At 53.2% G+C, this 16,402-nt stretch carries 16 protein-coding genes; 6 read left to right on the top strand and 10 right to left on the bottom strand.

Annotation, left to right across the window (positions count from 1 at the left end):
• The first annotated feature begins 8 nt into the window (after positions 1 to 8).
• Positions 9 to 851, top strand: coding sequence for an S-formylglutathione hydrolase (gene fghA / locus HA50_RS13120; RefSeq protein ID WP_084876054.1), 843 nt, complete (start codon positions 9 to 11; stop codon positions 849 to 851).
• A 42-nt stretch (positions 852 to 893) separates the two neighbouring features.
• Here the strand turns inward: fghA and HA50_RS13125 are convergent, their stop codons facing one another.
• The 6 genes from HA50_RS13125 to HA50_RS13155 form a co-directional block, all read right to left on the bottom strand.
• Entirely contained in the window at positions 894 to 1,517 is a 624-nt protein-coding gene (locus HA50_RS13125) for a hypothetical protein (protein ID WP_084876055.1), read from the bottom strand.
• Positions 1,518 to 1,637: 120 nt separating this feature from the next.
• Complete coding sequence (locus HA50_RS13130; RefSeq protein WP_084876056.1) at positions 1,638 to 2,426, bottom strand: ABC transporter ATP-binding protein; 789 nt, start codon at positions 2,424 to 2,426, stop codon at positions 1,638 to 1,640.
• Positions 2,426 to 3,505 carry a FecCD family ABC transporter permease gene (locus HA50_RS13135; protein WP_084876057.1) on the bottom strand — a complete coding sequence of 360 codons (1,080 nt, stop codon included), beginning with the start codon at positions 3,503 to 3,505 and terminating at the stop codon, positions 2,426 to 2,428. The genes HA50_RS13130 and HA50_RS13135 overlap by 1 nt, the downstream gene beginning before the upstream one ends.
• A gap of 132 nt (positions 3,506 to 3,637) precedes the next feature.
• The gene (locus HA50_RS13140; protein ID WP_084876058.1) at positions 3,638 to 5,104 is read right to left on the bottom strand and encodes an amino acid permease; all 1,467 of its coding nucleotides are present in this window, start codon (positions 5,102 to 5,104) and stop codon (positions 3,638 to 3,640) included.
• Positions 5,105 to 5,233: 129 nt separating this feature from the next.
• On the bottom strand, positions 5,234 to 6,100 hold the full coding sequence (yieE, locus tag HA50_RS13145; protein ID WP_084876059.1) for a DNA-binding transcriptional regulator YeiE: 867 nt from the start codon (positions 6,098 to 6,100) through the stop codon (positions 5,234 to 5,236).
• Positions 6,101 to 6,394: 294 nt separating this feature from the next.
• Entirely contained in the window at positions 6,395 to 6,802 is a 408-nt protein-coding gene (locus tag HA50_RS13155) for an S-adenosylmethionine decarboxylase family protein (RefSeq protein WP_084876061.1), read from the bottom strand.
• A 486-nt stretch (positions 6,803 to 7,288) separates the two neighbouring features.
• On the opposite strand from HA50_RS13155, the gene nfo reads away from it, so the two are divergent.
• Positions 7,289 to 8,134, top strand: a complete 846-nt coding sequence (nfo, locus tag HA50_RS13160) for a deoxyribonuclease IV (RefSeq protein WP_084876062.1) — start codon at positions 7,289 to 7,291, stop codon at positions 8,132 to 8,134.
• Positions 8,135 to 8,197: 63 nt separating this feature from the next.
• Here the strand turns inward: nfo and fruA are convergent, their stop codons facing one another.
• The 4 genes from fruA to HA50_RS13180 form a co-directional block, all read right to left on the bottom strand.
• On the bottom strand, positions 8,198 to 9,889 hold the full coding sequence (fruA, locus tag HA50_RS13165) for a PTS fructose transporter subunit IIBC (protein WP_084876063.1): 1,692 nt from the start codon (positions 9,887 to 9,889) through the stop codon (positions 8,198 to 8,200).
• 16 nt (positions 9,890 to 9,905) lie between these two features.
• Positions 9,906 to 10,844: a 1-phosphofructokinase gene (gene fruK, locus HA50_RS13170; RefSeq protein ID WP_084876064.1), complete on the bottom strand. Its 939-nt coding sequence runs from the start codon at positions 10,842 to 10,844 to the stop codon at positions 9,906 to 9,908.
• Positions 10,841 to 11,971 (bottom strand): fused PTS fructose transporter subunit IIA/HPr protein, encoded by a 1,131-nt coding sequence (gene fruB, locus HA50_RS13175; protein ID WP_084876065.1) that lies wholly within the window; start codon positions 11,969 to 11,971, stop codon positions 10,841 to 10,843. The genes fruK and fruB overlap by 4 nt, the downstream gene beginning before the upstream one ends.
• 278 nt (positions 11,972 to 12,249) lie before the next feature.
• The gene (locus HA50_RS13180) at positions 12,250 to 12,504 is read right to left on the bottom strand and encodes a YkgJ family cysteine cluster protein (protein ID WP_084878520.1); all 255 of its coding nucleotides are present in this window, start codon (positions 12,502 to 12,504) and stop codon (positions 12,250 to 12,252) included.
• Positions 12,505 to 12,774: 270 nt separating this feature from the next.
• Here HA50_RS13180 and yeiP point away from each other — a divergent pair, with 270 nt between their 5' ends.
• The 4 genes from yeiP (at position 12,775) to mepS (ending at position 16,272) form a co-directional block, all read left to right on the top strand.
• On the top strand, positions 12,775 to 13,347 hold the full coding sequence (gene yeiP, locus HA50_RS13185; RefSeq protein WP_084876066.1) for an elongation factor P-like protein YeiP: 573 nt from the start codon (positions 12,775 to 12,777) through the stop codon (positions 13,345 to 13,347).
• 109 nt (positions 13,348 to 13,456) lie between these two features.
• On the top strand, positions 13,457 to 14,431 hold the full coding sequence (locus HA50_RS13190; protein WP_084878523.1) for a CobW family GTP-binding protein: 975 nt from the start codon (positions 13,457 to 13,459) through the stop codon (positions 14,429 to 14,431).
• A 42-nt stretch (positions 14,432 to 14,473) separates the two neighbouring features.
• Entirely contained in the window at positions 14,474 to 15,181 is a 708-nt protein-coding gene (locus HA50_RS13195; protein ID WP_084876067.1) for a phosphatase PAP2 family protein, read from the top strand.
• 515 nt (positions 15,182 to 15,696) lie between these two features.
• Positions 15,697 to 16,272 (top strand): bifunctional murein DD-endopeptidase/murein LD-carboxypeptidase, encoded by a 576-nt coding sequence (gene mepS / locus HA50_RS13200; RefSeq protein WP_084876068.1) that lies wholly within the window; start codon positions 15,697 to 15,699, stop codon positions 16,270 to 16,272.
• Positions 16,273 to 16,402 lie beyond the last annotated feature (130 nt).

The following is a 16,402-nucleotide window of genomic DNA, read 5'->3' on the forward strand; positions in this document are numbered from 1 at the left end:
GAGGCGTTATGGCATCCACTCTGGAATTGCTTGAAGAGCATCGCATGTTTGGCGGCTGGCAACAGCGCTGGCGGCATGCTTCATCGGTACTCAATTGCCCGATGACTTTCAGCATTTTTCTGCCACCGCCCAGGGACGACACACCACCGCCGGTGGTGTGGTTCTTCGCCGGGCTGACCTGCACCGACGAGAACTTCACCACCAAAGCGGGAGCACAACGTGTTGCCGCAGAACTGGGCCTGGTGCTGATTATGCCAGACACCAGCCCGCGAGGTGACGAGGTGGCGAACGACAGCGGCTACGATCTCGGTCAGGGCGCCGGGTTCTACCTCAACGCCACCCAGCAACCGTGGGCGGCACACTATCGCATGTTTGATTATGTCAGCCATGAGTTACCGGCGCTGGTCGCTGCTAACTTCAAGCTGAGCGAACGACATGCGGTGATGGGCCATTCAATGGGCGGCCACGGCGCGTTGCTGCTGGCGCTGCGTCTTGGCGGGCGTTTTTCTTCGGCTTCGGCCTTTGCACCAATCGTCAATCCCACTGAAGTGCCGTGGGGCCAGAAAGCGTTTAGCGCCTATCTCGGTGACGATCGCGCCAGCTGGCGTGAATACGATAGCTGCCTGCTGATGCGTGAGGTGGAGCATCGTCTGCCAATCCTGATTGACCAGGGCGACAGCGATCAATTCCTTGCCGATCAGCTGCATCCGGAACGTCTGGAAGCGGTGGCGCGTGAGCAAGGTTTTCCGCTGGAATTACGCATTCAGCCGGGATACGACCATAGCTACTTCTTTATCGCCAGTTTTGTGGAAGACCATCTGCGTTTTCACGCGAAACATTTGCTGGTGTAGGGCAAATAAACACAAGCCGCGAAGATTCGCGGCTTTTTTTGCTTATAAAAAGCGTGGTGTGAAGCTGTGGGGAGTATCAAAATCATGTTTCAAGGTGAAACTTCCCTCTTCATTCTCAACATTAAAGACTTTATTGGTGGTGATGCTCATCGCTTTTAATGATTTAATCACAATGGTGTCGGCAGAGAAATGCGCGGCTTTATCTGCAAGTAAAGTGTCATAATTCACTATCGGTCGATAAAAATAACAAAAGTCCATCGATTCGCGCTCAGGTATATTATTTGCCACCATCACACGACAACGCACCTCTCCCTCCGGTGCCATGCGCTCTGTGGCGCTGACATAGTAATTCGGCGCGACAATCAGCGTTTTCGTCTCTACCTGTTTTATTTTCTTACGGCCAAACAATATTTTTACTGCATCAAGAATATCCTGCCTGACCGCGCGTACCGAACTAATGGGGTTATCGCGGCTGATCAGCATCGCACCCGCTGGGTCAAATATAAGATTTTGACAAACGATATCGTTCGCTCTGACTTGCTCAAATAAAGCGACCGGAGAATTTTTAATTTGTTCGATCATAGCCGTACATTGAAAAATCACGTCCGGCTGGGTTGCAGGGCGCTCTGTCCAAACGGATAGCGTCGCACGGGGAATCTTCATCATTTTTTCTCCTTAAAAAATGTGTCCCGTGGTTCTATCCTGGATTGGCCCGGCGATCAGTGATGGGTACGACAAAATATCATTAAGAAAGCGGCGCGATATATCGCGCCGTTATAAAAGAGGCTAAATAATCGACTCGGCGACCAGGCCATCGATCATCACCTGCGGCATTCCCTGCGAGCAACATTCGATGCGGCCACGCACACCGTAAACCTGCGCCAGCGTATCCGGGGTGATGACCTGAGCCGGTGCGCCATCGGCCAGCAAAGTCCCGTTCTTCAGCATCAGGGCGTGGTCAGCATGACGCAGGGCGATGTTAATATCATGCACCACCACCACGGTAACGATATTACGCAGCCGCGTTTCACGGCGTACCAGATCCATCACGTGGAACTGGTAATTGAGATCCAGCGCGCTAAGTGGCTCATCCAGCAGCAACAGCTCGGGACGACGAATCAGGGACTGGGCCAGACCCACCAGCTGCTTCTGTCCACCGGACAGCTGATCAAGGTAGCGCATCGCCAGATGAGCAATACCGAGTTGCTCCAGCAGATGCATGATCTCCGTCTCGCTGGCGGCGCTATGCAAACCGCCTGAGGCACGCTGAGCCACGATGATTGATTCCAGCACGTGCAGATGCACCCCGGCAGGCAGCGTTTGCGGCAGGTACACCACACGCTGCGCACGACGGGCAAACGGCTGAGTCATTAACTCTTCACCGTTCAGCCACAGCTCGCCCTGCCCTTTGCTTAAACCTGCCAGCGCGCGCAACAACGTCGATTTACCACAACCGTTCGGACCCAGCAGCACGGTGATCTTGCCACGCGGCAGCTGTGGAACGTTGAGGTCCTCGATGACTTTACGCTTCGGATAGCCTGCATAAAAATGGCTAAGGCTTAATCCCTGTTCCATTACACATTCCCCCGATGACGCAGAATAATGCTCAGGAAGAACGGCACGCCAACCAGTGAGGTGACAATGCCGACCGGAATGATGACGCCAGGAATGAGGTTTTTCGATGCCACCGACGCCAGCGACAGCACCAGCGCACCGGTCAGCGCACTGGCTGGCAGATAATAACGATGGTCTTCACCAAACATCATACGGGCAATATGCGGGGCCACCAGGCCAATAAAACCAATCGGCCCGACGAAGGCCACCGCCAGCGCCGAGAGAATACTGATGCGTAATAATGTGGCGAGACGCAGGCGACGCACATCGATACCAAAGCTGATCGCGCGATCTTCGCCAAGGCGCAGCGCCGTCAGTTTCCAGCTGCTGAGCATGGAGAACGGGATCAGGATGGCAAAGGCTGCCGTCAGCACGCCAAGTTTCTCCCATGAGGCGCGCGCCAGGCTGCCCATGGTCCAGAACACCAGTCCCTGCAGGGTATCTTCACTGGCGATAAACTGCATCATGGAGACCAGCGCATTAAAGGTAAACACCAGCGCGATACCAAACAGCACCACGCCCGAGGTAGAAACCCGTGTCCAGCGTGTCACACCATCCAGCATCAGCGCGGCAAACAGCGCAAAGATAAAGGCGTTGGCCGAGATAAACCACTGATCCGGCACACCCGGAATACCAATGCCGAGAATAATCGCCAGTGCCGCACCAAAGGCCGCAGCGGAAGAGACACCGAGGGTAAAGGGACTTGCCAGCGGGTTATTCAGGATGGTTTGCATCTCTGCCCCGGCGAGGCCAAGGGAGAAGCCCACCACAATCGCCATCAGCGCATAAGGCAGGCGGATGTCCCAGACGATGACCCGCGTACCCGCGTCAACACTGTCGGGCTGTGTCAGGGTCTGCCACAGGGTATGCAAAGATAGCCCGGCCGGGCCGAGCGTGAAATCAAGAACTAACGATGCCAGTATTGCCAGCACCAGAACACCGATCAGCAACATCCGCTGACGCAGCACCTGGTGATAGTGCGTCATGGTATCGACATCGTTGCCGTTTTCCGCCACCAGCGCGGCTTCCGAGGTACGCATTGTTTTACCTGTTTCTCGTCACAATCATAACGGCAGTCACAATAGAGCAGGTGATAATAATTATCAATTTTATCTGTGTTACAAAACGCCAAAAAAAGCGCGAACATTGCCGCGCCTTTCAATATGTTGCGATCACTCTTTAAACGTCGGGAATTCCATTTCGCTGTATTTCACAAAGCGGGAACCCCGTACCAGTTTGTAACCCAACCAAATCACCAAAAATAGCGGAATACCAATATAGGTTGCCGCTACGCCGTACCAGTCGATACGGTCAGCAAGGAAGGCCTGGTAATTCTGACCGAGGGTGATAATCAGACACAATACAAAGGCGAAAATCGGTCCGATGGGGAAGAAGCCTGAGCGATAAGGTAAATCTGCCAGATCGCGCCCCTGCGCCGTGTAACCACGACGGAAACGGTAGTGGCTGATGGCAATCCCCAGCCAGGCGATAAAACCGGTCATACCTGACGTATTCAGCAGCCACAGATACACTTCCTGGTTGCCAAATTTGGAGGTCAGGAAGCACAGGCCAGCCACCACGGTAGTGGCAATCAACGCATTGCGCGGAACGCCGCCTTTCGACAGTTTGGCGAAAATACGCGGCGCTTTGCCTTCACTTGCCAGGTTAAACAACATACGGGTGGAAGCATACATACCGGAGTTGCCGGCTGACAGCACCGCCGTCAGGATAACCGCGTTCATAACTGCTGCGGCAGACAGCAGACCGGCATTCTGGAATACCAGGGTGAACGGGCTGATGCTGATATCTTTGATATCGTTGTGCAGCAGCTTTGGATCGGTGTAAGGCAGAATCAGGCTGATAATCAGAATGGCAAAGACATAAAACAGCAGGATACGCCAGAACACCTGGCGCACCGCGCGTGGAATGTTCTTCGCCGGATCTTCCGATTCCCCGGCAGCGATACCGATCAGCTCAGTCCCCTGAAACGAGAAACCGACAATCATCGCCACACCAATCATCGCCGCAAAGCCACCGGCGAAAGGCGCATCGCCCACCGTCCAGTTGTGCCAGCCTGCGTTTTCCGCGCCGCGCATGATGCCAACGATCATCAGCACGCCAACCACAATAAAGATGATGACGGTAGCGACCTTGATCAGGGAGAACCAGTATTCCGCTTCACCGAAACCTTTTACGGAAATGTAGTTGAGCAGGAACATCAGGCCGAGGAACAGCGCGCTCCAAATCCAGCCTGGGGTATCGGGGAACCAGTAGTTCATCACCAGTTGGGAGGCAACGAGGTCAACAGCAATGGTGACTGCCCAGTTGTACCAGTAGTTCCAGCCGAGGGCGAAACCGAAGCCTTCCTCAACATATTTTGCGCCGTAAGTCGCGAAGGAGCCGGACACCGGCATAAATGCGGCCAGCTCGCCGAGGCTGGTCATCAGGAAGTAAACCATCAGGCCAATCAGCGCGTAAGACAGCAGCGCACCGCCTGGGCCTGCCTGTGAAATCGTTGCGCCCGAGGCGACAAACAGGCCTGTCCCGATCGATCCGCCAATGGCGATCATCGTCAGATGACGCGCCTTTAATTCGCGTCGTAACGCAGGTTGTTGTGTTGTTTTTGAGTCATTATGCATGTGTAAACGCTATGCCGGATAAAAATAAGGCGCGATTGTAGCAGCTGAACCTGCTCTGTATAGCATTCACGTCGGGTTATTAGTTACCTTCATAATCGCCGCAAAATTATTAGCCGCGTGCGTTTATACTCACTCGCGGCAATAAGTTAAAAACCGGTTAAGTGCCTTGGAGAGATGTTTCTGGCGATGATGGATGCGATACAAAGTGCGCGTCAGACGCGGCAGCGGCACCGCCACTTCCACCAGCGTACCCGCCTCCAGCAAATCAGCGATCACCCGTCGTGACAGGCAACTAATGCCCATGCCGTGGCGCACCGCATGTTTGATCGCTTCCGAGTTGCCCAGCTCCATACCCAGTTGAAACTGCGGCAGGTGGGACAACAGCAAATAATCGACGATTTCACGCGTACCGGAGCCACGTTCACGCAGGATCCACGGCGCAGCGGCCAGACTCTCCAGAGTGACGGGCTGTTGCAGAATAGCGGCATCCGGTGCGGCAAACACCACCAGCTCATCCTCCAGCCAGGGTTCGCTGATCAGTTCCGGCACATGGCACGGCCCTTCAATCAGACCAATATCCACCCGGAAATCCGCCACCGCATTAATGGCATCCTGACTGTTGCCGACGCTCAGCTCCAGCGGCAGTGTGGGAAAATCGCGTCGATAAGCAGCGATCATCCCCGGCAGCAGATAGTTGCCGATGGTGCTGCTGGCAAACAGACGAATGGCGCCATTGTCCTCTTTAAACAATTGCTCGATTTCACCCGCCTGTTCCAGTAATCCCACCGCACGTGGATAGAGTAAGCGCCCATGTTCGTTCAATACCAGCCGTTTGCCGACGCGGTCGAACAGTTGCACGCCAAGCTGGCTCTCAAGGTCCGCCAGCGCAGCACTCACCGCCGACTGGGACAGAGCCAGCACCTGTGAAGCCTGAGTCGTGGAACCACTCTTCAGCACTTCAGTAAAAACTTCGATCTGACGCAGCGTAATGTGCACGCGCCCTCCTCACATTGCTTACCACTTATCTTGGTTAATTATTAATATATTATCAATTTTAGTTTTATACCAGTGACGCTAGTCATTATAGGGGGAATCCTGCTCAGGAATAGCGTTTATCCCCGGCTGACAACGCAATGTGACAGGAGCATGTTGATTGATGGACTGACGATGGCGGGATGCGGAATATGCGGGTATGGCGTAGACGCATTGATTGAGGTGAGAGTTTCTGCCTGGATATAAATAACCGGCGAGCCATCGTTGCTGACAATATCATGACCTTCTGAATCCGGATCAATGTGCACTGTCTGGTTCCGGAATGATATACACACTGGTATTTTTATATCCCGCAATATTGCTGCCGCGTTCTATACAACGAACCAGGAGTTTTGTGGCGGAATTCAGGCGCAATTTGATTTCACGCAAGGCCGACAAACTTCTGCTTCCACATGTATAGAGATCGATGCTGATGTAGTGACTTTTAGGGTAAGTATGATAGGAAAGATGAGATTCACTGAGTAAAAACAAACCTGTTACCCCCTCACCTTCCGCAATGAACTTTTGTGAGAGGTAACCAATAACGTTAAGTTCCGTTACGCTCAGGATTTCTGAGAAAAACTTTTGCAGCCGCTCTTCATCCTGCAGAAAATTGACATCGTTGATAACAATATCCAGCACGTAATGACAGACCTTATCTTCCATAATAAAACTCCATTGACCTTCAACTTTATAAATTAATGAATTTCAAATCATAAAAATTGATAACTGAAAATATACTAACCAATTTAATTAAGTTAAGATCGCCAAATACTTATATCTGTGATCGGAATCATGAAAAACATTAACTTCACTTGAGAAATGATTTTTATTAACCTTTCAAACCTAAAGTGCCAACTTACACTTATAATCATAAGCTGCCCCCACATTATCTGCTCATTTTTTCCTGCTTAAGAAAATACCCGCATCCTATTCTGACGCTGTAATAATAAGACCTTCCAATGCCAGCTATTATCTTTTTCTCAGGATTAGCGTTTTAACGCCCCAGCTCACCTATGGCGATACCGAGGCTTTGCACACTCAAGATATATCTGAGATACTTATTAATATTGCGTTGATTTTAAACTTATTTAAACAACAGAAAAACAGGCATGCCGCAGTACATTCAGCGGTTAATAGCAGGAGAATGTCATGAAATATATCGGCGCACATGTCAGTGCATCAGGCGGCGTAGACCAGGCAGTGATCCGTGCCCATGAACTGGAAGCCACGGCGTTCGCGCTGTTCACTAAAAATCAGCGCCAGTGGAAGGCCGCGCCACTCTCAGGTGAAGTGATTGATGCGTTTAAAACCGCCTGCGAAACCTATAAATTTACGCCGGGCCAGATTTTACCGCACGACAGCTACCTGATTAATCTCGGCCATCCGGTGATGGAAGCGCTGGAGAAATCCCGCGATGCGTTTATTGATGAAATGCAACGTGCCGAACAGCTCGGGCTGACGTTGCTGAATTTCCATCCGGGTAGCCATTTACAACAAATTGATGAACAGGCGTGCCTGAAGCGTATCGCAGAATCCATCAATATTGCGCTGGATAAGACGCACAATGTCACCGCTGTGATCGAAAACACCGCGGGCCAGGGAAGCAACCTCGGTTTTCGCTTCGAACATCTCGCCACCATTATTGAGCATGTGGAAGATAAATCACGCGTCGGTGTTTGTATTGATACCTGTCATGCCTTTGCCGGGGGTTATGACCTGCGCACAGAAGATGCCTGTGTCGCGACCTTTAATGAATTTGAACGCATTGTCGGATTTCAATATCTGCGCGGTATGCATCTGAATGATGCCAAGAGCACGCTTGGCAGCCGTGTTGACCGTCACCATAGCCTCGGCGAAGGCAATATCGGCAAGACGGTATTTAGCTGGCTGATGAAAGATGCGCGCTTCGAGGGTATTCCTATGATTCTGGAAACCATCAATCCGGATATCTGGAAAGACGAGATTGCGTGGTTGAAGTCGGAGCAACAGGGATAAAAAAAGGGGCGGCCTTGCGGACCGCCCCTTTGCTATGCCTGGTGTTGGCGTCGATAAACGTTATCAGGCGGCTTTAGCCAGCTCTTCTTCCGGACGTTTCAGGATAGCGTAGCCCAGGCCCGCCACCGCCGTACCAATCACGATGGCCATCAGGTAACCAAGCACCGGCGTAATTGCGCCCGGAATCAGCAGCACGAACAGACCACCGTGCGGTGCCATCAGTTTGGCACCAATCGCCATTGAGATCGCGCCTGTCACCGCACCACCGATGATACAGCATGGCAGTACACGCATCGGGTCACGGGCGGCAAACGGAATCGCACCTTCAGAAATGAAGCACAGGCCCAGCACCAGCGCTGCCTTACCACCTTCCTGCTGACCTTTGTTGAACTTACGACGAGCCACGATAGTCGCCAGGCCCATGGCGAGCGGCGGAACCATACCGGCGGCCATAATAGCAGCCATCGGCGCGTAGGTCTGCGAACTCAACAGGCCAACACCAAACGCATAAGCCACTTTGTTCACCGGACCGCCCATATCGGTACACATCATGCCACCGAGGATAGCACCCAGCAGAACCGCGTTAGCCGTACCCATGTTTGCCAGCCAGTGAGTCAGGCCGCTCATGATGCCCGCCACCGGTTTACCCACCACATAAATCATCAGCAGGCCGGTAATCAGGCTGGCAACCAGCGGAATGATCAGTATCGGCTTCAATGCCTCCATACTCTGCGGCAGCTTCACTTTGCTGCTGAGCATCTTCGCGGCGTAACCGGCAATGAAACCAGCGATAATCCCGCCAAGGAAACCGGCGTTAATACTGGTCGCGATCATGCCGCCAATCAGGCCAGGGGTCAGACCGGGACGGTCTGCAATGGAGAAGGCGATAAAACCCGCCAGCACCGGCACCATCAGGGCGAACGCGCTGCCGCCACCAATCTGCATCAATGCTGCCGCCAGGGTACCCGGCTCTTTAAACGCGGTGATACCAAACGCAAACGACAGTGCGATGCTCAGACCACCCGCTACCACCATCGGCAGCATGTAAGACACACCGGTCAGCAGGTGACGATACGCACCCGCTTTCTCTTGTTTGTCTTCCTGACCACCTGAAGCGCGCGCGCCACTCGGCTGGTAAGGTTTGGCTTCAGTCTGCGCTTTATCCAGCTCCTGGGCGGTTTTCTTCAGCGCCAGGCTGGTTGAAGTGCGATACATCGGCTTACCGGCGAATTTCGCCAGATCCACATCGATATCTGCCGCCACCACCACCAGATCAGCCGCCGCCACTTCTTCCGGGGTGATGGCGTTGCCAGCACCCACTGAGCCGCGGGTTTCCACTTTCACCCACCAGCCACGTTTTTTGGCTTCGGCTTCAATCGCTTCAGCGGCCATAAAGGTATGGGCAACGCCGGTCGGGCAGGCTGTCACCGCCACGATGCGTTTCTGACCGCTGCTCTGCGCCGCAGCCGGTGCGGCAACGGCTACGTTCTGCACCGGCTGAGCATTGGCTTTTGCCTGGTTGATCGTTGCCAGGGGATCGCGCAGCAGCTGCTGCACATCGACCAGCGCCAGTGATTTTCCTGCCAGCTGCGCATCGTTTGGTGCGTTGTGACCTGCCACCAGCACCAGATCGGCGTCAGCGGCGTTTTCGGTAAGGGTAAGACCAGCCTGCGCCGCGACAGCACGCAGACTTTCCATCGCTAAATGTCCTGAGGCGAGGCCCAGGGAAGAATCTTTAATCAGCAGCGTTTTCATTATACCTCTCCTGCTGTTAGTTAACGGGTTGTAAGTCAACACGCGCCATCATCGCGGCCAACTGGGTACGATCGGTAACCCCTACGTTGCTCTGGCTGACGGCCATTGCCGCCACCGCCGTTGCAAGGCGCAGGGTATGTTCACTGGACTCACGCATCAGCAGGCCATAAATCAACCCGCCAACCATGGAATCCCCGGCACCTACGGTGCTGACCACTTCACACGCAGGTGGTTTGGCAATCCATTCGCCTGAAGCATTCACCCACAGCGCCCCTTCTGCTCCGAGTGAAATCACTACATGGGCTATGCCCTGTTCGCGCAGTTGATGCGCGGCGTCAATCACATCCTTCAGCGTCGGCAGCTTGCGCCCGGCCCAGATTTCCAGCTCGCGACGGTTGGGTTTCACCAACCATGGCGCGGCTTTCAGGCCCGCGACCAGCGCCTCACGGCTGCTGTCGAAAATAATGCAGGGGCACTGGCTACGCAGATCGCTCATCCATTTTGTGAACGCTTCCGGTGCCACACCCGCAGGCAGGCTGCCGCTGACACATACCATGTCGAACTGACCCAGCCAGGTCAGAGAATCGGCGGTGAAGCGATCCCAGTCCTGGGCGGTGACGTCAAAACCCGAGAAATTCAGGTCGGTCACTTCGCCGTCTTTTTCCGTCAGTTTGACGTTAATACGGGTACGGCCCTGCACCACCTGAAAACGGTTGGCGATGCCGAGTTCGCTGAACAGTTGCTGGAAACCATCCTGGTTCTCTTTACCCAGGAAACCGCCCACGGTGACATCAATACCTAAGTCCTTCAGTACTTTAGCGACATTGATGCCCTTACCTGCGGCATGCAAACCCGTGGTTTTTACCAGGTTCACTTCCCCACGTTCGATCTCCGGCGTAAAGCCAACCAGATCGTACGCCGGGTTCAGAGTGATGGTGGCTACGCGACGACTCATGCTACCCCCTCGCCCAGGCCGCTATTAATGGCCTCTTCAATGGCACTCAGTGCCTGTTGTGCATCTTCGCCGCTGGCAGTAAAGCGCAGGCGGTGACCTTTTTTGACGCCAAGCGCCACCACTTTCATCAGGCTGCGCCCATTGGCGGGTTTACCGCTGCCATCGAGGTTAGTGACGGTGATATCGCTGTTGAACTGCTTGATGACGCTGACCAGCGCCGTGCCCGGACGAGCATGCAGGCCATGTTCATTACGAATGGTGAACTCTGCGGTCAGTACATCAGCCTGCTCATCCACTTCACTGGTCAGCAACGCCAGAATCCCGGCAGCATCCGCTTTCAGCAAACGTTCAACTTTGTTGGCGTGCAGCAGGCTGCTGAGATAACCCAGCACTTCCAGCGGACGATTGTCGCTGGCAGCAACCGTTATCAGCAGCGCGACGCTGGCACCGGCATGGTCAAATGGCGTGGCTGCACGGCTGACTGCGACGCCACTGTTCAGGTTGCCGACCGGGCTGTCGCTCAGCCAGACACCCTGCCCCAGGCTCAGTGGTGCGTTAGACACGACGTTAGCCACGAAACTGGCATCGACGGCACCAGCTGCCTGCAGGCGACCGGCATTCAGTGCCTGCAGCGTCATCAGATCGCTGGCGGCCACATCAATGGCGATCAGTGAGGTATCAAACTGGAACTCCGCCGCCTGTTTCTCACCCATCAGCAACGCGCGCAGATCTTCCGCCGAGGCAGTTTTCAGTTGTTCAGCAATGCTGTCGTCGCTGAGCACATGGGTCAGCTGGCGCAACAGCGCGAGATGTTCGTCGGATTTTGCAGCGATACCGATCGCGACATAGGCCGTCTGCCCGTCGCCCCATGCCACACCCTGCGGAAACTGGAAAACCTGCACGCCAGTTTTCAGCACTAAATCACGGGTATCCGTGGTGCCGTGTGGGATGGCGATGCCGTTACCCAGGAAAGTGGTGGTTTGCTGTTCGCGTGCCAGCATGCCGTTAACGTAGCCTTCAGCTACATTGCCCGCAGCGGTTAATGCCGCCGCAACCTGACGAATGGCCTCTTCTTTATTCTGTGCACTGGCACCGGTATGAATGGCCTGAACTTCGAGCTGGAACATATTTCTCCTCGCTTGCTGAATTGAATCGTTTCAGCTTGATGGCGAAAAAATACGCTGTACGACATCGGCTTAGCCGGGACGACAACGCTGAAACGTTTCAGGGAATATGGTACAGCTGTGCCAGGCAGGCAAGAAAATGCGTAAATGACGTAGCAGATTTTTGAAGCGACGCACACTTCAGAGGTGATTTAGGATTTTAGCCAGAGACAGCGCTGACGTTTTTGCTGTAACGCCAGCGTCATTTAAGGCAAATACTTCAGCAAAGTGTCAGCAACGATTCAGGGAGCGGTATCGGCTTCTAATTTAAGCAGAAAAGTCATGGCATCAGCACGGCTGTTGCCGCACATTTCAGCACTGGGCTGCAGGCCGCCACACACCGCCGGGCGCAACGGCGAACCGAATATTTTACAACGCAGCTGCGCATCAAGCTGAATGCAAGGGGTATTCGCCGGTTTGCCGTTGGGCATACCTGGAATCGGGGAAGAGATGGAAGCAGCAATGCAGCAAGCACCGCAATGGTCACGACACAACATCACGCGCTCCTGCACGGGGATTTCGCCGCGACAATAGCAAGCCGCCTCCGCGAATGCTATCCCGTTTTCCCTAAATAGTTCAGATTGCAGGAAGGCGGCAAGTGCGTGAGTCCAGGGAGCTTACTCAGGTAAGTGACCTGGATGAATGTACGCCGCCAACGCACCTGTAACCTGAAATATGACGGGAAAATTTGCGCTGGCCCGCTTGCCTGTTTCCCCCGTCGCGAGTAACTTGGCGCGATCTATTTCTACTTCGCGAGTTACACGACGATGCCAAAGGCAAACGAGATTAAAAAAGGAATGGCGCTCACCTGGAACGGCAAACTGCTGCTGGTGAAAGATATCGACATTCAAAGCCCCAGCGCACGCGGTGCGGCTACCCTGTATAAGATGCGTTTCACTGACGTGCGTACTGGCATGAAAGTCGAAGAGCGCTTTAAAGGCGATGACATTCTGGAAGCCATCACCCTGACCCGTCGCTTCGTCTCCTTCTCTTATATAGATGGCGATGAGTACGTGTTTATGGATGATGAAGATTTCACTCCCTACACCTTCAAAAAAGATCAGATTGAAGAAGAGTTGCTGTTTATTCCTGAAGGCGGCATGCCGGGCATGCAGGTCCTGACGATGGATGGCCAGCTGCTGGCACTGGAACTGCCGCAAACCGTTGACCTGGAGATTGTGGATACTTCACCTGGCATCAAAGGGGCTTCCGCCAGTGCGCGCACGAAACCTGCTGGCATGAGCACCGGTCTGGTTATCCAGGTGCCGGAATATCTCAGCAACGGCGACCGTATTCGTATTCATATCGCCGAACGTCGCTATATGGGACGCTCTGACTAAGTAAACCGCTCTGTCCGGCGCGCAGCAAATGTTATAGTATAACAATCTGTTGTGCGCGCCGGACCCGGCATTTCCTGCGCGCGTTGTTCTCGTTTACTGAGGCATGATTGTGACGCACGTAAATGTTATTACCGGATTTCTCGGTAGCGGTAAAACCACCGCTCTGCTGCATCTGTTAGCCAGTAAGCCTGCCGATGAAAACTGGGCGGTACTGGTCAATGAGTTTGGCGAAATTGGCATTGATGGCGCATTGCTCGCCGATCGGGGTGCCACGCTGAAAGAGATCCCTGGTGGCTGTATGTGCTGCGTTAATGGCCTGCCGTTGCAGGTGGGTCTGAATATGCTGCTGAAGCAAACCAAACCCGATCGCCTGCTGATTGAACCCACCGGCCTTGGACATCCCAAACAGTTACTGAATATGCTGCGTGCTGCGGTGTATCAGCCGTGGCTACAGGTTGATGCCACGCTGACATTACTCGATCCCCGCCATCTGGCTGACCCGCGCATTGTGCAGAATGAAAATTTCCAGGATCAGCTCACCGCCGCCGATATCGTCATTGCCACCAAAAGCGATCGCTGGAGTGACGAGGATCGTCAGTTGCTCACGGACTGGCGTCAGCAGCAACTCGGTGATCGTCAGTGGGTGGAAGCGGCCTGGGGAGCGATCGATCCCGCCCTGCTCAGCCAGCGGGGATTAGCCGATCGTGCGGTTCCGGATGCGTTGCATCATCACGCTGAATCACGTCCGCAAGGGCTGGCGGCACTCAAACTTGACGGCCAGGCACGCTGGCGGCGAGCGCTCAATGAAGGCCAGGGTTATGCCGCCTGTGGCTGGATTTTTGATGGTGATACGGTTTTTGATACCATCAAAATCCTTGAGTGGGCGCGGCTTGCGCCGGTAGACCGGGTAAAAGGGGTGCTACGCACGACGGAAGGTTTAGTCACCATTAATCGTCAGGGCGAGGACTTGTTTATCGAGACGCGCCCGACGACGCCACCCGACAGCCGTATTGAATTGATCCACCATCAACCCGCGGACTGGAACCTGTTACAGACCGGGCTGTTGAAGATTCGTTTAAAATAGATGCGGTACGTTTTGCCGTTATTTTCTTTTTTGAGTTGGACTATGCGCGCTTCACGTTTATTCACCATCCTGCTCCTCAATGTGCTGGGTGTGGTGATTTTCTTTTCCTGGTATCTGCCGCCTGAGCACGGTTTCTGGTTTGGTCTCGACAAAGCCATTTTCTTCGGTTTCAACGATCAGATGGTCGTGCATCACGGTTTTGCCGTGCTGGTGGCTATCACTAATTTCCGTGGTTTTGACCTGGTTTCACTGCTGGCAATGGGTTCACTTTATATGTGGTTCTGGCGGCGCGAAACGCCACAAGGCCGTCGCCGTATGCTGGCGATTGGCATTACCATGCTGCTGACCGCCGTCATTCTCAACCAACTGGGGCATTTAATCCCGGTGCAGCACGCCAGCCCGACGCTGTTTTTTGCACACGTTCATCGCGTGAGTGAACTCACCGGTATTCCGGCGAAAGATGCCTCAAGCGACAGCTTCCCAGGTGACCACGGCATGATGCTGATGATCTTCGCCTGCTTTATGTGGCGCTATTTCGGTTGCCGCGCTTTCCTGATGGGTTTACTGATTGTGGTGGTATTTGGCCTGCCTCGCGTGATGGCGGGTGCACACTGGTTTACTGATATCGCCGTGGGTTCGCTGTCGGTGGTGTTGGTGGGCCTGAGCTGGTGGTTATTAACGCCAGCAAGTGACAAATTAGTTAACTGGCTGTATCGCTCTTTACCGGGCAAACATAAGCCGCAGGCATAATTGTTTAGCGCGAGTGATCAAAGCGTAAAATAGCGATCGCTCGCGCTTAATGAAACCGAAAATAGATTATTAGCCTGCTAATGAGTTTTTATAAAAAGAAAAGATTATGATGGAATCTGCCGCACAATAGCCTTTTTCCTAAGCTGTCCAGTCAGAACCCTCTTAAAATCGGCCTTAACGCCAGAATTAGCCCCTGATCCCACCGCTATTTCCCTGTTTAAACGCTGCCAGTTGTCGATAAAGTAGCCATTGTGTTACGGATTGATTTCACATCGAAAAAACCTATAAAAATTTATATAAAAGCACTCGCCACGGGGTCTGTAATCGGTTAACCTCAAACGCAATTAGTAGGTGAACAGCATAAAATGTGGTTCCGAAGGCAGCAAAAATGTGTTCTTAAACACATTTTAGTAATTAAGGAATTGTCTTAGCTGGTCGCTCTTATTAATCTCGACTCGTTTTGTCATCTGGCTGGCGACATTTTGTCGTAAGGATTTCGAAGGAAAACACCCATAATGGTCAAGTCTCAACCAATTCTGAGATACCTCAGGCGGATTATTCCCGCGGTAGCTTTAGCAACACTTTTATCAGCATGTAGCAGTACCCATAATGGTCAGAACGCGAATAACGAGAATCATGAAGTTAACAACCAGAATGGTTTTTTACTTCAGGCGTCTCAGGACGAATTCGAACAGATGGTGCGGAACGTGGATATCAAATCCCGCATCATGGACCAATACGATGACTGGAAAGGCGTGCGTTACCGTTTAGGCGGTGACACCAAGCGCGGCATCGATTGTTCTGCTTTTGTTCAGCGCACCTTTCGCGAACAGTTTGGTTTAGATCTTCCGCGTTCCACCTATGAACAGGAAGATACAGGTAAGCAGGTTTCACGCACGAAACTGCGTCCGGGTGATTTAGTGCTGTTCCGCGCCGGTTCCACCGGTCGCCATGTTGGCATCTATCTGGGCAATGACAATTTCGTGCACGCATCCACCAGCAGTGGTGTGATGATTTCCAGCCTTAACGACAGTTACTGGAAAACACGTTACCGTGAAGCACGGCGTGTTTTGGGTCGAAATCCCAGCTAATGAATTCCTTTTGAAGATCCTCTCAGCCAGAGAATCAGAAAACGCTGCCCCGGCAGCGTTTTTTTTCGTCTGTCATTTTTTTTCCAACCAAAATTGATAAAAAGTTTTTGAGAATCAGAAATATAACAAG

Source organism: Pantoea cypripedii, from assembly GCF_002095535.1.
GTDB classification, from domain to species: Bacteria; Pseudomonadota; Gammaproteobacteria; order Enterobacterales; family Enterobacteriaceae; genus Pantoea; species Pantoea cypripedii.